The sequence below is a fragment of the Paenibacillus sp. FSL W7-1279 genome (assembly GCF_037969845.1).
Classification (GTDB): domain Bacteria; phylum Bacillota; class Bacilli; order Paenibacillales; family Paenibacillaceae; genus Paenibacillus_AQ.
The window spans coordinates 2,168,594-2,190,671 of the sequence record NZ_CP150215.1; the positions used below are offsets into that span (position 1 = coordinate 2,168,594).

The window sequence follows — 22,078 nt, forward strand, 5'->3', positions numbered from 1 at the left end:
TTCGCACTTTGGCTTTCCTTATGTAAAAGAGTAATAAAGAGATTGGGGTGAAACCGTGGCTGATAAGCGTGATTATTATGAGGTGCTCGGTGTCGGCAAGGATGCATCGGACGATGAAATCAAGAAGGCGTACCGCAAAATGGCTCGCCAATATCATCCGGACGTGAACAAAGCGGCTGACGCGGAAGCCAAATTCAAGGAAGTGAAAGAGGCTTACGATGTATTGAGCGATGGTCAGAAGCGTGCGCAATATGACCAGTATGGTCATATCGATCCGAACCAAGGTATGGGCGGAGGCGGTTTCTCCGGTGATTTCGGCGGTTTTGGAGATATATTCGATATGTTCTTTGGCGGTAATGGTCGCCGTGATCCGAATGCGCCTCAGCGGGGGAACGATCTGCAATATACGATGACGGTTGAATTTAAGGAAGCGGTATTCGGTAAGGAAACGGATATCACCATTCCGAGAACGGAGACATGCGATACATGTCACGGCTCCGGTGCGAAGCCGGGCACGCAGCCGCATACATGTTCGGTGTGTAACGGCAGCGGGCAGCAAGAAGTCGTGCAAAATACGCCGTTTGGACGTATGGTAAACCGTCGCGCTTGCTCGAACTGTAACGGAACAGGGAAAATCATCAAAGACCGCTGCTCGACTTGTAACGGCAACGGCAAAGTGAAGAAGCAGCGCAAGATTCATGTTCGCGTGCCTGCTGGTGTGGACGACGGAGCTCAGCTTCGCATGACAGGTGAAGGCGAAGGCGGCTTCCGCGGCGGTCCGGCCGGTGACTTGTATATCGTCATCCGCGTGAAGCCGCATGACTTCTTCGAACGCGAAGGGGACGACATTTATTGCGAAGTGCCGCTTACCTTTGCTCAGGCTGCGCTTGGCGACGAGATTGAGATCCCGACGCTGACGGAGAGAGTGAAGCTGAAGATTCCGGCCGGTACGCAGACGGGAACCTTCTTCCGCTTGAAAGGCAAAGGGGTGCCTCGGCTTCGCGGCATGGGACAGGGTGACCAGCACGTCAAGGTTGTGGTCGTTACGCCAAGCAAGCTGAGTGATGATCAGAAAGAGCTGCTTCGTCAGTTTGCTTCCCTTGATGGCGAACAGACCCATGAGCAGGAACAGTCTTTCTTTGACCGTGTTAAAAAAGCATTCCGCGGTGACTAATACAAACTTATGGGGTTACCCCCCCTCATAGCTTAAAGAACAGCAGCAGGCTTAAGGTGATCAACCTTCGGCCTGCTGTTTTTTTGTTTCTGGGGACGGAAGGGAGCTTTAGGTGGTCTGCCAGCTTAAACAGCCGATTCCTCAAGAATAAAACACTTGACGATGAAGCAACCTAGGGAAGTTCCATCTAGGAAGTTGCAATCTTGAATTAGGAAATGCAGGTGAAATGAAGTGGCAGAGAAAAATATTTTGGCGTATTTTAAAAGCCCGGAAGAAGCCCAGCATGCTGCCCGCAAATTGCAGTCGCTGCGCGTTGCCGATATGTCCATCGACCGGTTTAGCGCCGATCCCGGCGGGGAGCTCAACAATCCGATGAATCCGTTGACAGGCAACATTGCAAGCTTAACAACGCTGACCTTAAATGCGGATATTTCGGGGCCGGGAGCCGGAATTCTCGGGGCGGCGGATCCGTCCGCCAGCGGGATGAGCAGCGGCGGGGAGGACGGAACCGAAGGCCGGGATATTTTGCTGACGGTTGTATTGGACGAAGGCGTATTTCCGCAAGCCATGCGGTTAATCGAAGAATCCGGCGGCATGATTTAAGGTAAGGACGGCTCTGATCTTTTATTTTGGAAAGGAGAACGGCATTCATGATGAGACGCGTAAAAAAAGGGAAAATCTCGAGCAAAACCGAGAAAATGATTGCCCTTCAATCCGCTAAGGCGGAGGATGTTGAATTTTCGGCCATGGAAGCCGATCACGATGATGTGGAAGCGCTGCGCAGAAGCGAGGCGGCGGATGAACGCCAATTGAAGAAAATTCTCGATGAAACCAGTAAAAATGTAGATTAGTCGTTATGGCTTCAGCGTTTGAAAGAGCCCTCTTACCTTTCTTGTTACGGAGGTGGTAAGCAGGGCTTTTTTGTTGAAGAGATAAGAAAGTATAAACTTCGGAGGATAGCCATCCTTATTCCGCAAGTGAAACTTCCGCCATATGAGGTCTGTCTTCTGTGAAAGTACGCTGATAGACGTATTCCGCATTTGACCGATTTGTAAGTAAAGTCCTCATGGTATTTTAGTACAAACTTTGTATCCGGGGTCCTCAATATAGTACAATAATAACTATGTATGAATGAGGAGGAACAGTAGCACATGTTATGGCATGAATTAACGATACATACCACGGAGGAAGCCGTGGAGATGATTACGAATTTCCTGCATGAGGCGGGAGCCGGAGGCGTTTCGATCGAAGAATCCGGTACGACAAACAAGAAGCGGGACACATCCCTTGGACAGTGGTTTGATGAGATCGTTCCGTTTAACGATATTCCTGAAGGGCAAGCCGTAATCAAAGGGTACTTTGATGAGACGGTGACCTTGGAAGCGATCCGTGATGAGATAACGCCGCGCGTGAATGAACTGAAGGAATTTGGGATTGATACAGGTGAAGTCAGGTATGAGATGAAGACCGTCGATGAGAATGAATGGGCAACGGCCTGGAAGCAGTATTTCAAACCGATCCGTGTATCCGAGCGATTGACAATCAAGCCGACATGGGAAGAGTACACGCCGGAATCCGATCAAGAATCGATTATTGAGCTGGACCCGGGCATGGCATTCGGCACTGGAACGCATCCGACGACTTCGTTATGCTTGCGCACACTCGAGATGGTGATCAAGGGTGGAGAGGAAGTCATAGATGTCGGGACAGGCTCTGGCATACTTTCCATCGGCGCCGCGCATTTGGGAGCTTCACGGATACTGGCTCTCGATCTGGACCCGGTTGCTGTATCCAGCGCAATGGAGAATACCCGTCTTAACGGTTTGGAAGATCGGATTACGGTAAAGGAAAGCGATCTGCTCTCTGTAATCACCAATCAATCCGATTCATCCGATCTGGGCGTGACGCTTCCGGTACAAGTTGTAGTGGCTAACATTTTGGCTGAGGTCATCCTGTTGTTTGTAGACGATGTATACCAGGCTCTTCGGCCGGGAGGCGCTTATATCGCCTCGGGCATTTACAAGAACAAAGAAGAGATCGTAGAAAAGGCGCTGATTGCCTCCGGTTTCGAAATTGCCGACATCTGCCGCGAGGATGATTGGGTTGCGTTCGTGGCGAGGAAAAACTGATTATGGAGTTTTTGGACCAACTGTTATTTTATCCGCTGGAACAACTTCCTTTTTATCTGATTGCTTTAATTATTGCCTTTACCGTGCATGAATTCTCGCATGCCTATTTTGCGAATAAATTCGGAGACCCAACGGCCAAGCTGCTGGGAAGGGTTACACTGAATCCGGCGGTACATTTTGATTTTCTGGGGATTATTCTCTTGCTGATTGCAGGTTTTGGCTGGGCACGGCCGGTACCGATCAATCGCGAGAACTTCAGCAATCCGCGCCGAATGAGCATCATTGTGGCGGCGGTGGGTCCGCTGAGTAATCTTATGTTAGGTATACTTGGTGCGCTCATTTATGCTGTTCTGTACCAAACCGGGATTATTCCTCCAGAGGGAATTACCAAGACGGATCAAGCGGTGCATTTGTTCTTTAATATATTTATATTGCTCAACTTCTTTCTATGTCTGTTCAATCTTGTTCCATTGCCTCCGCTGGACGGCTACAGGGTTCTTGAGAATGCGTTGCCTCCGCGTCTCAGTGCGAGGATTCAGAAGTTTGAGCAATGGTCGATCCTTTTCTTCCTGTTGATCATATTGTTGCCCGTGTTCCAGGATTATACGATCAAGCCCCTGTATGATGCGGCACATGCGCTGTCTTCCAAATTTTTGGACATGTTCATTATGATGACCGGCGGTTACCGGCTCTGATTTACTCTGGTCAGTTAGCACGAAAAGTTGTATGATGGGGTTTGGCGATTTTGGAGTTAGGTGAGGTTAAAGATGCAGCGATATTTTGTCACTCCCGAACAATTCGAGGGAGACCGTGTTGAGATTACGGGCGATGACGCCCGTCATATTACCAAGGTCATGCGAGGCAGGCTTGGTGATAAATTGATTGTAAGCGATGGGGCATCCCGCGAAGCCATGGTGGAGATTGAAAGCATCGAGGCGGCCAGTGTCATTGCCGTTGTAATTGAACCCATGGAGATGACCCAGGAACCGCGTCTGCAAGTGAGCATCGCTCAAAGCTTGCCGAAAGGCGATAAGATGGAGACCGTCATCCAAAAGTGCACCGAGATCGGCGCGGTGTCCTTTGTGCCCTTTTTATCGGACAGAACGATTGTTCAGTACGATGCCAAGAAGGAAGGAAAGCGGCTGGAGCGCTGGCGCAAGATTGCGAAAGAGGCGGCTGAACAGGCGCATCGTAACCGGATACCGTCTGTTGAACAGCCTCTGCCTTGGAAAAATCTGCTTGCAGCGTTTTCCGGCTATGATGCCGTATATTTTTGTTATGAAAAAGAGCATGGCTCCCAGCTGAGGGACGTGCTGAAGCCTTTTGTAGAGCAGGCGCTGTCGAATTCGGCCGAGAAGGCGAGCTTGCTGCTGGTCGTTGGACCCGAGGGCGGCTTTACGGAAGAGGAATGCCTAGCCGCCGAAGATGCAGGAGCCGTATCCGTTGGACTTGGAAGACGGATCCTTCGCTGCGAGACTGCCGGTATGACGGCGCTTGCCTGCGCACTATATGAATCTGGAGAAATGGGGGGCGTTTGAACATGCCATCCGTAGCGTTTTATACGTTGGGTTGCAAAGTCAATTTTTACGATACCGAGGCCATCTGGCAATACTTCAAAAATGAAGGCTACGACCAGGTGGACTTCGAACAAACCGCAGATGTTTATTTGATTAACACCTGCCACGTTACCAATACAGGGGATAAGAAGAGCCGTCAGATGATCAGACGCGCGGTTCGCCGCAATCCCGAGGCCATCGTGGCTGTAACGGGCTGCTACGCCCAGACCTCGCCTGCAGAAATTCTGGATATACCGGGTGTGGATCTTGTGATCGGGAACCAGGATCGCGATAAAATCATGGATTTCATCCATGATATTGAAAAGACGCGTCAGCCGATTAATGCTGTTCGCAATATTATGAAGACCCGGGTATTTGAGGAAATGGACGTTCCGGATTTCGCGGAACGCACTCGTGCATTTCTGAAAATCCAGGACGGATGCAACAACTTCTGTACGTTCTGCATTATCCCTTGGTCCCGCGGTTTGTCACGCAGCCGTGATCCGAAGAGCATCATCAAACAGGCGCATCAACTGGTTGGAGCGGGTTATAAGGAAATCGTGCTGACCGGTATTCACACAGGCGGATACGGAGATGATCTTGAAGATTACAGATTGTCCGATTTGCTGTGGGATCTTGACCGGGTAGACGGTTTGGAACGGATCCGCATCAGCTCCATCGAAGCAAGCCAGATCGATGAGAAGATGCTGGATGTGCTGAACCGCTCCAGTAAAATGTGCCGCCACCTTCATATTCCGCTGCAAGCGGGGGATGATACGGTACTGAAACGGATGCGCCGTAAATATACAACCGAAGAGTTCTATAACAAGATGGGCTTGATTCGTCAAGCGATGCCCGATGTAGGCATTACGACGGACGTTATCGTTGGCTTCCCTGGCGAAACCGACGAGATGTTCCGTAACGGTTATGATCTGATGAAGGCAATTCAGTTCTCCGAGATGCATGTATTCCCGTATTCGAAGCGTACCGGCACGCCGGCGGCACGGATGGAGGATCAGGTGGACGAGGAAGTGAAGAATGCACGTGTGCATGATTTGATTGACTTGTCAGAGCAGTTGCAGCTTGCTTATGCTGAACGTTTTGTGGGTCAGATTCTGGAAGTGATACCGGAGCGCGAATACAAGGGAGCTCCTAACGGCGGAAAGATGCAGGGGTACAGCGATAATTACCTGCAGCTTGTATTCAACGGATCGCCTGATCTCGAAGGCAAACTGTGCCGCGTAAAAGTAACCAAAGCCGGTGTGAATGAATGCGAGGGTGAACTCCTCAGCGTCATGGATCATGGACTAAAGGCAGCTGCCCAGTAATTCCAATAGCGGCCATACCAGACAAGGATTTCATTTCCTGGCTACCGGAAGTGGAATCCTTGTTGTACATGAAGGAGGAATAGGACATGACATATACACAGATTTCCGCAGGCGGCGTGGTATACCGTCATCATGAAGGGGAGCTTCAGATCCAGCTTATTTTGGACCGTTATGGAAAAACCTCGCTTCCCAAAGGCAAGATGGAAGCCGGTGAAACCGTCGAGCAAACGGCACTTCGAGAGATTTGCGAGGAGACAGGTATAGTCGGATCCATCACCTCTCCAGTGGACATTATTGCATATAAATACCATCATCCCGAGTTCGGCCAGGTGGACAAGGAAGTTCATTACTATCTGGTTAAGGCAGAAAAAGGCAGCTTAAAACCCCAAATCGAGGAAATCAACGGGGTGGACTGGTTCGAGCCTTTGGCCGCATGGAGGAAGCAGCGCAGCAACGGATATAATAATAATGATATCATCCTGCGTAAAGCGCTAACGCTGCTCGAGGTTAGCGTTCCTGCGGATGAAGATATGAAATTTTAGGTCTGTGCCCGCTTGTTCCAGAAGGGCAGATAGCATAGTGGGAGCGCGATAAGCGAGCATACGATATTAAACAAGGTTTGCGCATGGGCGATTTGCCCGGCCGGATCCGCTGCTAAACATCCGGATACGGCAGTTAAGCCCGATATGAACGGGGTAAAGAGCAGGACTCCGCCGATATTCAGCCCCATATGGGACCATGCCACGAATCGCCCTGCTCGGGTACTGCCGATGGCTGCTATAAGCGCTGTGGCGCAGGTGCCGACATTGGAGCCAAGAACGATGGCAACGCCGATCTCCGGAGGCAGGGCGCCACTGGCTGCAAGCCCCATAGCCATAGCGATGACAGCCGCGCTGCTGTGCATCAGAGCAGTCAATATCGTTCCGGCTGCAATGCCCCAGAGGACGCTCCGCGAAGCGTGGTCCAGGAACCATTGGAACACACCGAGGCTTTGAAGGGTCGGGCCGATGGATTGCATGAATTGTATAGCAAGCAGCACCAGCGAGAATCCGGCGACAGCAAGGCATAAAAACTGGCTGCGGATCAAATTGTTTTTTAACTTGTCGTAGCTCGAAGGCACGCGCTCGCTGACGAGTACGGCGCCGACCCATAGCATTAGCGAGAGGACAAGCAGCGGCATGGCGGCTTGTCCGATCTGGAGGCTGATGAGCTCGGTGGTTACCGTTGTGCCGATGTTCGTGCCGAGAATAACGCCCAGGGTACCGGCGAGGCTTAACAATCCGGCATTGGCGAAACCGATTGCCAGCACGGTTACGGCGGTACTGCTTTGCAGCAGAGCCGTAACCGCCGTGCTGGCGATCATGCCCTTAAGGGGCGTAGATGTCGCTTTATGGAGCCACTTATGCAGCAGCGGACCGGCCCAGCGTTGAAGGGCAACCTCCATGACCTTCATGCCGAACAGGAACAGGACAAGACCATAACAGATGGGAAACCAGAGTGAGGATAGCATGATGTTCTCCTTTTTGTGAAATAAAGTGGGGATATGAAGCATCCGCTGCTGTGAAAGTCCGGCGATAAACTTTTTTTCTTAATTACGTATATGACCCTTGGCGGACATGCATGCCTATGGAAATGGCCAGGGATAACTTAAGGAGTGAAATACAGTGCCATCGGTAATTTTGGAGCGCAGTCGAAAAAAGAGACTGGAGCAGGGGCATCCCTGGGTTTATAAAAGCGAGATTGCCTCTGTTGAAGGTGAACCCAAGCCGGGGGATATCGTATCGGTACTAAACCATCAAGGCCGCTTTCTCGCCTCCGGTTATTACAACCCGCAATCGCAAATCACCGTACGTACCGTTTCGTACGAGCCCGTTAAGACGATGGACAAGGCTTTTTTCGCCGCCAGGTTTCAGGAATGCTTGAAACACCGGGAACGGTTTATCGAAGATGAGAACGCCTACCGGCTGGTATATGGCGAGGCGGATTTTCTGCCGGGGCTGATTGTGGACCGTTTTGATGACGTACTGGTCATGCAGCTGCTGACGCTGGGGATGGATCGCTGCCGTGAGGACATCGTGAACGCGCTTGTCGAGGTGGTCCAGCCGAAAGGAATCTATGAACGAAGCGACGTGTCCATCCGGGAACTGGAAGGGCTGGAGCAGCGCACGGGTATTCTATACGGGGAATGTCCTCGCCACGTCACGGTGACGGAGAACAGCCTAAAGATCAAGGTGGATATCGAAGAAGGCCAGAAGACGGGATATTTCTTTGATCAGCGCGAGAACCGGGCATCCATTAAACCGTTAATGAATGGTTGGGGAAGCCGCAGCGGGATCACGCTCCAGACGGTGGAACGAGACGGTGAGAAGAAGACCATACCAGTGAACAAAAGCGGAAAGGAAGTTACTTTTCCTTATTGGGATGGAGCCACGGTGCTGGAATGCTTTTCGCATACGGGCAGTTTCACGCTGCATGCCTGCCTTTATGGCGCCAAGAAAGTGACCTGCCTTGACATATCGGAGCATGCCATTGAAAGCGCCAAAGAGAATGTGGAATTGAACGGATTCCAGGATCGCGTGGAGTTTGTAGTGGACGATGCCTTCCAATATTTGCGCAATCAGGTAAAAGGGCTGGAGGAACGCGAGTTGCGTGCGCAAGGGGATCAGAAAGTGGATACCTCCAAACCGCTGACCGCAGGAGGCGGACGTTCATGGGATGTGGTTATTCTGGACCCGCCGGCTTTTGCCAAAACCAGGTCTGCCGTTAAAGGGGCTTGCCGCGGATATAAGGACATCAATCTTCATGGCATGAAACTGGTGAATGAGGGCGGTTATTTGGTTACGGCAAGCTGCTCGTACCATATGCGGCCGGATTTGTTCCTGGAGACCATTCAGGATGCGGCAAAAGACGCCGGAAAAATTCTGAGACTCGTGGAATGGCGTGCGGCTGGCAAGGATCATCCGCAAATTCTCGGGGTCGACGAGGGGCATTATTTGAAATTTGCCGTGTTTGAAGTGCGCAGCAAATCGAAACTTTAAAGTGCAGCAGGACGGTAGATGCGAAGGATTTTGCCATGGTGGGTGAACCACGATGGCAGGGTCCTTTTTTGTATGCCCGCAATAATTTGGAATGGGAATGAAATCCAAACGTATGTTCCATCAAACGATACTTATGCTATACTAGTAATCAGCATCTTTTTTGATAGAGAACGAACCAAGACAGGGATTTTATATGAATTTTGATGCATTTGACTAATAGATTCAAGGGCATGATTTCACCGGAAACGCAGCTTGTTTTGAAGGGTGAAGGAGTCCTTTTCGGAGACGATGTAAAGGAGGCATAGCATGAGCATTCAATTTGTTATCGGCAGGTCGGGCAGCGGCAAGAGCACGTCGATCCGCCAAGAGATGATCGAGCGATTGGAGCAAGATCCCAAGGGGAATCCGATGATACTGATCGTTCCCGAGCAAGGGTCCTATGAAGCGGAGCATGCACTCGTTAATGCGGGAGGCATTCGCGGGATGATGCGCGCGCAAGTGCTCAGTTTCCGCCGACTGGCTTACCGTGTCATGCAGGAAACCGGCGGGGCCGCGAAGGTGGCGATCAGCGAAGAAGGCAAGCGCATGCTGCTGTACAAAATTTTGCGGAGGCGCAAAGAAGAGCTTCAATTGTTCGGTGCTTCGGGAGAGCAGCATGGATTTGTCGGTAAGCTGAGCGAGCTGTATACAGAAATGAAGCGCTATTGCATTGATGCTGCCTGCGTGGAGGAGCAGCTGGGACAGATGCTGTCTGGCTCTGGGAATTCTCCGATGCTTCGGCGCAAGCTGGAGGACATCGTAACGGTTTTTCGCGATTTTGAGCTTGAGATTTCAAGGTTCTACATGGATGAGGAAGATACGCTGGCCTCATTGGCAGAGGGCGTGACCCAATCAGAGTATATCAAGCGCGCGGACATTTGGATCGATGGCTTCCATGGCTTTACGCCGCAGGAGTACCGGGTGCTCCGGGAAATTATGACGCATGCCAACCGCGTAACGATTGCGTTGACACTGGACAAGCCTTATACGAACGGGAATGTTCCGCATGAGCTGGATCTCTTTCATCCTACCGCGGTGACGTACATAAAGCTTGAAGGCATTGCCGATGAGATGGGGTTGGATATGGAGCAGCGTATTCTGCAACCCGATGTTCTTCCGCGGTTTCAAGAGTCCCCTCTGCTTGCCCATCTCGAGCGCGGTTATGATCGGAAGAAACGTTGGACGGAAGCTGCCCGTGACGGCGTTACAGTGAGCCATCCGGACGGCAGCAGGGCAGGTCTTCTTCTGCATGCTGCCAGTCACCGCCGGGCTGAAATTGAAGGGGCTGTACGCGAAATGGTGCGTCTCGCCCGAGAAGAAGGGGCAAGATACCGGGAAATGGCCGTGTTTGTCCGGAATATGGGAGAATATGAGCATCTGATAGGTCCTTTGTTCAGGGAACACGGCGTTCCTTATTTTCTGGATCAGAAGCGAAGCGAGCTCCATCATCCGCTGGTCGAATTTATTCGCTCTGCGCTGGATATCATCGGACGCCGTTGGCGTTATGAGGACGTATTCCGCTGTGTGAAGACGGATCTGCTGCTGCCGCTGGACGGATCGCTTACCCGTGAGGACATGGACCGTCTGGAAAACCATGTGCTGGCTTCCGGAATCCAGGGCACACGCTGGACGGATGGACGCCCTTGGAAGGGAATTCCAAGTCTCTCATTAGAAGACGGAGAGAGTGAGGTGCGAAATCCGCATGGGATGCAGGCGATTGAGTATGCCAGAAAGGTGATTACGGAGCCGCTGCATGCGTTTGAGAAGCGGATGAAGAAGGCAACGAATGCAATGGATCAGAGCACGGCAGTCTACCGGCTTCTGGAGGAAGCCGCTGTTCCTGAGAAGCTCGAGCTGTTAAGCCGCGCTGCCCTGGATGCCGGGCGTCCTGAGGAAGCCAGGGAGCATCGCCAGGTATGGGGGGCAGTGCTTGACCTGCTCGATCAGATTGTGGAGATGATGGGTACGGAGAAGCTCAGCACCGAATTGTTCACGGGCGTGCTGGGTACGGGACTTACGGAGATGAAAATGGCTCTGGTGCCACCTTCTCTGGATCAAGTGCTGATCGGCAGCATGGATCGGACACGGACGGGCGGGGTGAAATATGCTTTTCTGCTCGGCATTAATGATGGTGTTCTCCCAGCCCAGTTCCAGGACGATGGGATCCTGACAGAACCGGAGCGTGTTCAGCTCGAAGACCGCGGCTTGGAGCTTGCTCCAAGCATATCCCGCAGACTGCTGGATGAACGGTTCCTGATTTATAATGCTCTGACTTCGGCCAGTAATCAGCTGTGGGTCAGCTATCCTGCGGCGGACGATGAAGGCAAGACGTTGCTGCCATCCGAGGTCATCCGCCATTTGAAGCTGATGTTTCAGATGGAAGAGGTACCATTGTTTCCAAGACCGCATGCCGGGCAATCAGCCAGTGAGCAGGAGCATTATGCCGCCCGTCCGGATAAGACGCTTGCTTATTTAACGGGTCGGCTTCGTGACTGGAGGAATGGAGAGGAGATTCCGGACTTTTGGTGGCATGTGTACAACTGGTATGCGGAGCAGCCGGAATTAAGGCCGCGTCTTTCTTCGATGCTCTCGTCCTTGTCCTACCGGAATGAAGCCCGGCCGCTTAAGCAGGAAACCAGCAGGCAGTTGTACGGAACGAAGCTGCGGACAAGCGTATCCCGGATGGAGCGCTTTGTTGCGTGTCCGTTTTCTCATTTTGCCTCCCATGGTTTGAAGCTGAGAGAACGGCAGTTGTACCGTCTTCAAGCTCCTGACATCGGGCAGCTGTTTCATGCTGCCTTAAGCAGCATGGCCGTGAAGTTTCAATCACAGCATCGAAGCTGGGGAGACCTGACCGCGGAGGAATGCCTGCGCGAGGCGGAAGCAACGGTCGATCGGCTAGCTCCCATGCTGCAGGGTGAAATTCTATTGAGCTCCAAGCGATACGGATATATATCGCGCAAGCTGAAAAACATCGTGGGCAGAGCGTCCGTAATTTTGGGCGAACAAGCAAGGCGCGGCAAATTTGAGCCGATCGGTCTCGAGCTCGATTTCGGTCCCGGGAAGCCGCTGCCGCCGCTGACGTTTGAATTGCCGAACGGGGTCAAGATGGAGATTGTCGGGCGCATTGACCGGGTTGACATGGCACGCGGAGAGCATGGGATCATGCTTCGGGTCATTGATTATAAATCCAGCCAGAAGGATCTGCGGTTGCATGAGGTCTATTACGGGTTATCCTTGCAGATGCTGACCTATCTGGACGTGCTGCTGACGTTTGCGGAGGACTGGCTCGGCGAGCAGGCCTTGCCTGCGGGAACCTTGTATTTCCACGTTCATGATCCAATCCTGCAATCCGCAAACGGCATGACGCCGGAGCAGGCGGCAGAAGAGCTGCTCAAACGATACAAAATGAAGGGCCTGCTGCTGGCAGATCGCGAAGCGGTTTCCCTCATGGATTCGTTCCTTGAAAAAGGGCACTCGACCATTCTGCCCGTCGCCGTCAAAACGGACGGCAGCTTCTACAGCAGCGCGGCCGTGGCAACGCCTGACCAGTGGAAGACCTTGTTGTCCGCCGTGCGGGAGAACATGCTGAATATCGGCTCCAGAATTACGGGAGGCGATGTCGCGATTGTGCCGTACCGGATTCAGCAGGAGACGGCCTGCACGTACTGTTCCTTCCGGCCTGTATGCCAGTTCGACGACGCAATAGAGGGCAGCGAATATCAGCTGCTCGGTAAACCGGGTAAAGATCAGGTTTGGGAGATGCTTGGACATCCGAAGGGAGGAGGGAGCCGGTGAGAGAGATGATAGCAAAACCTGAGGGCAGCATGTGGAGTGACGACCAGTGGAAAGCCATCGCGCTCTCGGGCGATGACATGTTGGTTGCAGCTGCGGCTGGTTCAGGGAAGACCGCCGTGCTGGTTGAACGGATCATTCGCAAAATCCTCGACGATTCCGCGGGGTTCAGCGTTGACCGGCTTCTTGTGGCTACGTTTACCAAGGCAGCGGCTGCCGAAATGCGGGGACGGATCCGGGAAGCGCTTGACCGTGAGCTGGACCGGGATCCGGACAACGAGCATATTCGGCGCCAGCTCGCTTTGCTTGGCAGGGCGTCGATTACAACGCTGCACTCCTTTTGCATGGAAGTCATTCGGCGATATTATCAGTTAATACCTCTGGATCCGGGATTCCGCATTCTGAATGAACATGAGGCGGATATCATGCGGCAGGATTTGCTGGAGGAGCTGTTCGAAGAGAAATACGGCGAGGCCGAGGACGATTCGGAGAGCCGTTTTGTGCGATTGGCGGACTGGTTTAGCGGTGAGCGAACAGATGACGCGCTGTACCGTCTCGTGCAGCGCCTCTACGATTTCTCCCGCAGCCATTCGTGGCCGGCGCACTGGCTTAAGGAAACGGCTGCCGGCTTCCAGGTGCAAGATACGGAGGCCCTTGGGCAAACGCCATGGGTTCAAAGCATATTGGCGGATGCGCGCTTGGCCTTGAATGGAGCAGCCGGGTTGCTGCAGCAAGCCAGGGCGATTGCCATGCAGCCGGGAGGTCCTGCGCCGTATGTGGACAATCTGGATGACGACTTGCGGCTGGTCGCCTCCCTGCTTGAGGCCATCGATATTTCGCCGTGGGAATCGCTGTACGGCATTTTCCGCGAGGCGTCTTTCGGCAAGCTCAAATCCGTTCGGAAGGATGAGGTGCTGCCGGAGCTCCAGGAACAGGTTAAGGAACTGCGCGATAACGTGAAGAAAATTATCAACGAACTGAAAAGTGCATTGTTTGGCCGTCCGGCATCGGAGTTTTTACAGGAACTACACACGGCAGCGCCGCTGATGATGGAGCTGGCCGAGACGGTTATCGCTTTTGGCGAACGATACCGGGAGGCTAAGGCAGCTAAAGGCATGGTCGACTTTAACGACCTTGAGCATTATTGCCTCCATATTCTTCGCCACCCCGATTCCGTGCCGGGCCATATGATGCCTTCCGATGCGGCGATGGAATATCGCGAGCAGTTTGATGAAGTGCTGCTCGACGAATATCAGGATACGAATAGCGTACAGGAAGACATTGTACGATTGATCTCCCGGGAAATGCCGGGCAACCGGTTTATGGTCGGAGACGTGAAGCAGAGTATTTATCGGTTCCGCCTGGCGGAGCCGGGACTGTTTCTCGATAAATATAAGACGTTCTCTTCCGACGCGAGCACGGCTCAAGCCGGCATTCGGATTGATTTGGCCCGTAATTTCCGCAGCCGGATGGAAGTGGTGGATGCCGTCAATTTGCTGTTCCGGCAGATCATGAATGAATCCGTAGCCGAGATTGCCTATGATGCCCGGGCTGAGCTTGTATGCGGCGCTTCCTTTCCGGAGCAGGAGATTCAGGATGGGACGAACCCTTACATCCCTGAATTGCTACTGATTGACCGCCTTGGAAAAGGGGGGGAGGAGCAGTCCGAAGACTCGGCTTCCGAGGAAGACGGGGCTCATCTTGAGGTTGAGGCGCTTGAAATGGAAACCGCCCAGTTGGAGGCTCGCGCCATTGCCCGCAGAATCCGTGAGATGACAGGCGAAAGCGGGAAGCCGCTCATGGTGTACGATAAGGGACTGAAATCGATGCGGCCCGCAGGGTACGGGGACATGGTTATTTTGCTGCGCTCAGCCATGGTATGGGCACCGTTAATTATAGAGGAGCTGCGTCAGGAAGGAATTCCGGCGTTTGGCGAGCAGAACAAAGGATATTTTCAGGCGACGGAAGTGGAGATCATCTTATCGCTGCTGCAGGTGATTGATAATCCTCGGCAGGATATTCCCCTGGCTTCCGTATTGCGCTCGCCCATCCTCGGATTATCCGAGGAAGAGATGGCACAGGTGCGCCTGTGTGCCAAAGGGACTTATTACGATGCGCTTCAAGCGGCAGTCGCGTTAAGCAGCGTCCCGTCGGTCATGGATTCGGCGCGCCCTGTGGGCTTAGTGGATGGCAAATGGACCCCAGGCGTAGAACTGGAAGGCTTGGCCGAAGCGGCAGCAGGTCATGAGCTTGTGGTTGGCAGCCTTCTTTCGGATGCTCCGCCATCAGCGGAAGGTCAGAATATCGAGATATCCCCGGAGCTTGGCTCAAAGCTCGGATTGTTTATGGATCGGCTTCAGCGCTGGCGGCAGGAAGCCCGCCAAGGAAGTTTGAGCGATCTGATCTGGCGAATTTACAGTGAAACGGGCTATTTGGATTGGGTCGGCGGTCTGCCCGGCGGCAAGCAGCGTCAGGGCAATCTGACTGCTTTGTATGACCGGGCCGTGCAGTATGAACAGGATACAGCCTCCAGAGGGCTCTTCCGCTTCCTGACCTTTATCTCCCGGCTACGGGAGCGAGGCGGGGATCTCGGCACGGCCGGCGGTACGGAAAGTCAGGGCAACGCGGTGCGCCTGATGACCATCCACAAGAGTAAGGGGCTGGAGTTCCCGGTCGTTTTTGTAGCGGGATTATCCAAAAATTTCAACCAGCAGGATTTGAATTCCCCTTTCCTGATGCATAAGGAGCTAGGCTTTGGACCGAAGTTTGTGGATGAAGGCATGCGCGTTAGCTATCCGACGCTGCCTAATCTGGCGATCCGGCGCAGGTCACAGCTGGAGCTGCTGGCTGAGGAGATGCGTGTGCTTTACGTTGCCCTTACCCGGCCTAAAGAGAAAATGATCCTGGTCGGCACGGTGAAGGATTTGCCGAAAAAGGTAACTGTGTGGGCACAAGCCGACTTTAACCCGGAGCTTCTTCTGCCGGATTACGTCCTTGCCCGGGGCCGGAGTTACTTGGATTGGATCGGCCCGGCCGTGATTCGCCATCCATCCGCGGGTGTGCTCCGCGAAAAAGCGGGTTTATCCGGGGAGACAAGCTCACGCGTGTTGGGGGAAGATCGATCGCAATGGATATTTTCGATCGAGACGCCGGAATCCTTGGCGCAGGGCATGACCGGCATTGAGGAAGACACGCGGGCGGATAGCGACGATCGGATGAATAAGCTGAGTGCCCTGCGCAAGCTCGACCCGATTGTTCCGGTGGCTGGTATAGCCGAAGCGGAAGATAAAGGTGGAGAAGGTCAACGTGCAGGCATCTATGAGCGTTTGTCTTGGAGTTATCGATATGAAACGGTCAGTCAAATTTCTGCCAAAACGTCCGTAACAGAGATGAAGAAGCTGCTTGCCTTACAGGACAGCCCCTCCCTGGATCTGCTTCAGGAGCAGGCTGTACAACGTCAGAGCAAGGAAAATATCGGGGGAGACGCTTCCTTCACACTGAACTTGCGGCGGCCGAAATTTATGGAGTCAACGAAGCTGACACCCGCGGAACGGGGAACCGTGTATCATACGATCATGCAGCATGTGCCTCTTCAACGACTGGAGGGAGCTGCGGAACCGACGCCGGAGATCGAAGACACGATCCGCCATCTTGTAGAAAAAGAAATCATAACCGGTGAGCAGGCAACAGCGGTGGAAGCTCAGGAGATCAGCTGCCTTTTTGATTGCGAGGTAGGGAAGCAGCTGCTGAATGCAGAGGATGTCTGGCGCGAGATGCCGTTTTCATATGCACTCCCGGCAGCTGAAGCTTATCAAGGGCTCGCTTTCATGGACCAAATCTCGGACCAAGCGGGCCAAGCAGCCCCGGATGTGCAGCTCCTTCAGGACGAAACCGTCCTGATCCAAGGGGTTGTGGACTGCCTGTTCAGGCATAACGGAAGACTTGTGCTGCTGGATTATAAAACAGACCGGGTGCTGGAGCATCGCGGGGGCGTTACGGCCTTGGCCGAGCAGTATCGCTTTCAGCTGGATCTATATGCGAAGGCCTTGGAGGATATTTTAGGCGAGCCCATTCATGAAAAATGGCTGTACTTTTTTGATGGGGGACATGCCGTTCAACTATAGTCAATTCTATTGATTTGATATAGAAGTTTGAAGCGGGAGAGGAGATTAGCGATGCGTATTTTGCATACCGGAGACTGGCATCTGGGACGCACGCTCGAAGGCCGGAGCAGGCTTGCCGAGCAGGAGCGCTTTCTGGATGAGCTGGTTAAGCTGGCAGATGAAGAGCAGGCCGATCTGATCCTCATGGCGGGGGACGTCTATGATTCCGTAAATCCGCCTGCGGCAGCAGAGCAGTTGTTCTACGATGCGGCCGCCAGGCTTACGGAGGGGGGGCGCCCCATGGTGGTCATTGCAGGCAACCACGATCAACCGGAACGGGTTGCATCGATCACGCCGCTTGTTGCAACCAGAGGCATAACGCTGATCGGGACACCTGTTGCCGATGCGGTTACGGTTGCAGCGGCACGTACCGGAGAAACGGCCAAGATTGCGGCACTCCCTTATCCGTCGGAGGCCAGGCTCAATGAGCTGCTTTCGATCGATGGAGATGAGGATCAGCTCCGGCGTGCCTATAGCGAGAGAGTCGGACAACTGATGAGGAAGATGGCGAGGGATTTTTCTCCGCAGACGGTCAATCTGGCCATGAGCCATATCTATGTGCTTGGCGGCGTCGAGAGCGATTCCGAGCGACCGATTCAGGTCGGTGGAGCGTACACGGTTGACCCGTTGGCACTTTCTGTAGGTGCATCCTACACGGCCCTTGGCCACCTGCATCGTTCTCAGGCAGTAAAAGGGGAGGGGATCATCCGCTACAGCGGTTCACCGCTGGCCTATAGCTTCTCGGAAGCGGGACAGGCCAAATCGGTGACCCTGGTTGACGTATCGCCAGGAGGAGCCCCCGTGATCGAGGAGCTGTTTATTAGCAGCGGCCGCCCGCTTGTTCGCTGGAAGGCCAAAGGCGGCCTGGAAGAAGTATATCGGTGGCTGGATGAGGGGCGTGATCCTGAAGCATTCATAGATCTGGAGGTATCCCTAACGGAGGCCATGGGGCTTGCCGACATTCAGCGACTTCGAAAGAGCAGGGACGGCATTGTTCACATTCGTCCGGTTTACCCGGAGATGGAGGCGCTGGAGCTGGAGAGTGAGCGCTCCCGGCTGCCGCTGCCGGACCTGTTCCGAAAGTTCTACCAGCGGCAAACCGGCGGGGCGGAGCCCGAGGATCATCTGGTCGATTTGTTTCTGGAGCTTGTAGAGGAAGAGGAGCCTGGCGGGACGGAGGTGAAGTCGTAGATGAAACCGATCTTGTTGAAATTATCCGGACTGCAGAGTTATCGAGAACCGCAGGAGATTGATTTTGAGACGTTGTGCGAAACCGGACTCTTCGGTATTTTCGGACCGACGGGAAGCGGGAAATCCACACTGCTGGATGCTATTACTCTAGCCATGTACGGAAAGGTGGAGCGTGCGGTTAACGGAACCCAGGGCATCATGAACCATTCGGAGGACAGCTTGTCCGTCTCTTTTACGTTTGAGTTGTCCTCCGCTGCCGGACTGGAGCGATACCGGGTAGAGCGCCGATTCAAACGGGTCAATGAGCTCTCCATCAGCAATACGGTGAGTCGGTTTATCCAAGTTACCCCCGATGGGGATCAGGTGATGGCGGATAAACTGGCCGAAGTCACCCGCTGCGTAGAAGAGAAAATCGGACTTAAAATGGATGATTTCACCCGTGCAGTCGTTCTTCCTCAAGGTAAGTTTGCTGAATTCCTCTCCCTGAAGGGGAGTGAGCGTCGGCAGATGCTTCAGCGGCTGTTTCATTTGGAACGGTACGGAGACCTGCTTGCGATCAAGCTCAGCCGCCGCGTGAAGGATACAGAGGGTTCGCTGAAATCCGTCGAAGCTGAACAGCAAGGGCTGGGCAGTGCAGGCAAAGAAGCTCTGGCGGAAGCGACTACGGTGCTGGAGGATGCCAAGAAACACGCGGCGTCATCCCGGAATCTTCTCCAGGCCGCCATCGAAGCCCATGAAGCTATGGGGAAAATCCGTGAGTTGGATATGGAAAAACGGCGGCTCCAAGGGAAGCTGGATGAACTTGCCCTTCACGAGGAAGAGATGAAGCAGCTGGAACGACGGCTTGAGCTGACAGGGGCGGCAGCCGCTGTTCTTCCTGCGCTGGAAGCTTGGCGCGAATCCGGCAAGGTCTGGGATCATCGGAGGCAGATTGCCGAAGGACTCACCGCGCAAGCCGCATCCGCTCAGAACGCGGCGGAGCAAGCCGTCAAGGCGGATGAAGCTGCCCAGGCAGCTCTTCGGGCCGAGGAGCCGAAGCTGGTGCTTCGGGAGCAGCAGCTGGAGCAGGCTGTTTTATTGCAGCGGGAACGTGATGGATTACGGGAAGAACTGATTAGGCTGGATGCGCAGCGAGTGGACGCACGCAAAGAGCTTGATGGAGTAACTGCCCAACTGCAGAAGGAACAGGTGCTGCTCGAACGGGGGCAAAAGCGGCAGGAGGAGCTGCAGACCAAGCTGAAAGGGCTTGAGATCCGCTCTGGTGAGCGTCAAGCGCTTCATATGGCGATGCAGAAGGTCCAAGCCCTTGAGTCGGCCGGCAGACGGAAGCAAAAGGCTGAGCTCGAGTTAAAATCGCAGGAGAGCAAGCTGAAGGAGCAAGAAGCAAGCCTTATTGCCCTGCAGAAGCAGGAGCAAGAATTGCAGCGGCACTACATACAGCTCTCCGTGCAAGCTGACAGCTTGCAGCGTGATGCAGCCGAAGCCTCGTCGTTTGCCGACCGGATGGCGGCCGCGGCAGCTCAGGTAAACCAGGCGATGAGCGACTCGCTTCGCAACAAGCAGCTTCATGCGCTGTCCCTTTCGCTCGCCGCCGAGCTTCGGGAAGGAGCTCCTTGTCCGGTTTGCGGAAGTGAACATCATCCTCATCCTGCTGCCTCATCAGGGCACCCTGAAGATCATCTTGATGAGGCCATGAATCAGCTGGCACAGATCACTCATCAGATCCAGGAGGCCAGATTAACCCTGCGGGGGCAGCTTAACGAAGCGGAGGCGCTGGCAAGCCAAACGCGTTCGCAGATTGAGCCGTATGCAGATGACGAGCTGCTTGCCGTCAAACTAGCCGGGCAGGAGCAACAAGGATGGATGGAGGCAGCAGTGTCAACGATACCAGCCGCTGATCAACCGTACGATGTAGAAAAGCTGGCTTCAGACACGGCATGGCTCATAAAAGCAGCCGCAACCCAGGCTGCAGCCATCGGGCAATGCCGTACGGAAGCCTCCAAGGTACAGCAGAGCCTCTTCACATGCCAGCAGGAGCTTATGAAACAGAGCGCTGCGCTTGAGAATGGTCAAATGACTTGGAACCAACTTCGGGATCAGCTGGCAGGACTGGAAGCTGAAGCTGAAGGCATTTTAACCTCCTGGCAGGAAGTCAAGCCGGACTTCTCTCTGGAGGAGGCAGCCGGCCGTTTTCAGCTCATGCAAGAGAAGGATGCGGAAGCCGAGTCCATAAAGGAAGGGCTGGAGCGCAGCGTTCCATTTATTGAGGAGAAGAAGCAGGCCGTCCTTCGCTTGGAGCAGCAGCTTCGTGAGCTGGAGAAGCTGCTGATTCAATGGGATGCTCAGCGTGAGGGAAAGGCGGATGGACTGAAGGATAAGGAAGAGCGTCTCCGGGCATGGATCGGCGACCGGTCGGCTGAAGAGCTGCTCGGAGAATGCCGGTCCAGAATGACCCTGCTGAAGGAAGCTGCTGAACAAGCCAGAAGCGAGTGCAGGAAGGCAGAAGAAAAGGCTCAGCATGCAGCCAAGGAAGCGGCTCTTGCAGAACAGGCTGAGAGGTCTGCGCAGGAGCAGCACCAAGCTGCCAAGCTTGCCTGGGAGAACCAGCTGGCAGCCTCACCGTTCGCTACGGAGCTTGCCGTCCTGGAAGCCTGTCTAAGTGCGGAAGAAAGTGAACGATGCGCACAGTTAGTGAAAGCCCATCGGGAAGGACAGCGGGAATGGACGCTGAGGCTTCGCGACGTCGAGCAGAAGCTTGGTGCGAGCCCTTTTCATGAAGAGGAGTGGCAACGGTGCACAGCCGAGCTTCAGGCGGCCCGTACAGCCGATGAGGAGGCCCTTCAGGCGAGAGCCCGAGCCGAGCGTGACTTGGAGGACCTGAACAAACGTCACATCCGGTTTATGGAATTGGAAGAGCAGCGTCTTAACCTTCAACGAGAGAGCGAGCGCTTGTCCAAATTGCAGTCCTGCTTGCGTGGAAACGCATTTGTTGAATATATTGCGGAAGAACAGCTGATGCAGGTGAGTCAGTCGGCTTCCCAGCGTCTTCGTTATTTAACCAAGCAGCGCTATTCGCTTGAGGTGGATTCCGGTGGAGGCTTCGTCATTCGGGACGATGCCAACGGCGGCGTCCGGCGTCCGGTATCCACGTTATCGGGCGGCGAGACATTTCTGACCTCATTGGCCTTGGCTTTGGCACTCTCGGCACAGATTCAGCTGCGCGGGCAATATCCGCTGCAGTTCTTTTTCCTCGACGAAGGGTTCGGCACGCTGGATCCGGAGCTGCTGGAAACGGTCATCACCGCGCTTGAGCGGCTCCATACCGATAAGCTGACCGTTGGCATCATCAGTCATGTGCCCGAGCTTCGGGCGCGTCTGCCGCGGAAGCTGGTCGTACGGCCGGCGGAGCAAGCGGGAGCCGGATCGCAGCTTGCGATCGAATCGATGTAGCACGGTTGATGTGATCTACATCACGGAAACAGCTACATGGCGCTGTTATAGTACAGATAAGCCGACATAGTTAAGAAGCACCGGGCAGGCGCTTGATCATGAGAGATTCCAATCTTTTCCCTTGCTCTCGTGATGAAGCGCCTCCTTACTGGACAGCTGCGTTCCAGTGGTGCTTCTCTTTTTTTGTGTATGCCTTAATGTCATCTCATTGGACG

Annotated in this window: 14 protein-coding genes; 13 read left to right on the forward strand and 1 reads right to left on the reverse strand. The window is 53.9% G+C overall.

All coding sequences use genetic code 11. The features are described from left to right. Positions 1-55 precede the first annotated feature (55 nt). From dnaJ to MKY82_RS09415, 8 genes are all read left to right on the forward strand, one after another. Positions 56-1,174: a molecular chaperone DnaJ gene (gene dnaJ / locus MKY82_RS09380; protein ID WP_071222920.1), complete on the forward strand. Its 1,119-nt coding sequence runs from the start codon at positions 56-58 to the stop codon at positions 1,172-1,174. A gap of 231 nt (positions 1,175-1,405) precedes the next feature. Beyond that, positions 1,406-1,777, forward strand: a complete 372-nt coding sequence (locus MKY82_RS09385; RefSeq protein ID WP_113058333.1) for a hypothetical protein — start codon at positions 1,406-1,408, stop codon at positions 1,775-1,777. A 47-nt stretch (positions 1,778-1,824) separates the two neighbouring features. Beyond that, positions 1,825-2,025 carry a YfhD family protein gene (locus MKY82_RS09390; protein WP_009590798.1) on the forward strand — a complete coding sequence of 67 codons (201 nt, stop codon included), beginning with the start codon at positions 1,825-1,827 and terminating at the stop codon, positions 2,023-2,025. A gap of 300 nt (positions 2,026-2,325) precedes the next feature. Next, on the forward strand, positions 2,326-3,303 hold the full coding sequence (gene prmA, locus MKY82_RS09395; RefSeq protein WP_194541626.1) for a 50S ribosomal protein L11 methyltransferase: 978 nt from the start codon (positions 2,326-2,328) through the stop codon (positions 3,301-3,303). Positions 3,304-3,305: 2 nt separating this feature from the next. After that, a complete protein-coding gene (locus MKY82_RS09400; RefSeq protein WP_194541627.1) occupies positions 3,306-3,998 on the forward strand; it encodes a site-2 protease family protein in 693 nt (230 codons plus the stop codon). A 72-nt stretch (positions 3,999-4,070) separates the two neighbouring features. Then, a complete protein-coding gene (locus MKY82_RS09405; protein ID WP_339296000.1) occupies positions 4,071-4,841 on the forward strand; it encodes an RsmE family RNA methyltransferase in 771 nt (256 codons plus the stop codon). Positions 4,842-4,843: 2 nt separating this feature from the next. Further along, a complete protein-coding gene (gene mtaB / locus MKY82_RS09410) occupies positions 4,844-6,187 on the forward strand; it encodes a tRNA (N(6)-L-threonylcarbamoyladenosine(37)-C(2))-methylthiotransferase MtaB (RefSeq protein WP_194541629.1) in 1,344 nt (447 codons plus the stop codon). A gap of 86 nt (positions 6,188-6,273) precedes the next feature. Beyond that, positions 6,274-6,729, forward strand: coding sequence for an NUDIX domain-containing protein (locus tag MKY82_RS09415; protein ID WP_339296001.1), 456 nt, complete (start codon positions 6,274-6,276; stop codon positions 6,727-6,729). Here the strand turns inward: MKY82_RS09415 and MKY82_RS09420 are convergent. Then, positions 6,726-7,697 (reverse strand): Na/Pi symporter, encoded by a 972-nt coding sequence (locus MKY82_RS09420; RefSeq protein ID WP_339296002.1) that lies wholly within the window; start codon positions 7,695-7,697, stop codon positions 6,726-6,728. The two genes, MKY82_RS09415 and MKY82_RS09420, sit on opposite strands and share 4 nt — an antisense overlap. A 154-nt stretch (positions 7,698-7,851) precedes the next feature. Here MKY82_RS09420 and MKY82_RS09425 point away from each other — a divergent pair, with 154 nt between their 5' ends. From MKY82_RS09425 to MKY82_RS09445, 5 genes are all read left to right on the forward strand, one after another. Continuing rightward, positions 7,852-9,225, forward strand: a complete 1,374-nt coding sequence (locus tag MKY82_RS09425; protein WP_339296003.1) for a class I SAM-dependent rRNA methyltransferase — start codon at positions 7,852-7,854, stop codon at positions 9,223-9,225. A gap of 306 nt (positions 9,226-9,531) precedes the next feature. Then, a complete protein-coding gene (gene addB, locus MKY82_RS09430; protein ID WP_339296004.1) occupies positions 9,532-13,062 on the forward strand; it encodes a helicase-exonuclease AddAB subunit AddB in 3,531 nt (1,176 codons plus the stop codon). Between the two features lie 5 nt (positions 13,063-13,067). Next, positions 13,068-17,183: a helicase-exonuclease AddAB subunit AddA gene (gene addA, locus MKY82_RS09435; protein WP_339296655.1), complete on the forward strand. Its 4,116-nt coding sequence runs from the start codon at positions 13,068-13,070 to the stop codon at positions 17,181-17,183. A gap of 51 nt (positions 17,184-17,234) precedes the next feature. Next, positions 17,235-18,413: an exonuclease SbcCD subunit D gene (locus tag MKY82_RS09440; protein ID WP_339296005.1), complete on the forward strand. Its 1,179-nt coding sequence runs from the start codon at positions 17,235-17,237 to the stop codon at positions 18,411-18,413. Beyond that, positions 18,414-21,863, forward strand: a complete 3,450-nt coding sequence (locus MKY82_RS09445; RefSeq protein ID WP_339296006.1) for an AAA family ATPase — start codon at positions 18,414-18,416, stop codon at positions 21,861-21,863. Positions 21,864-22,078: the final 215 nt, after the last annotated feature.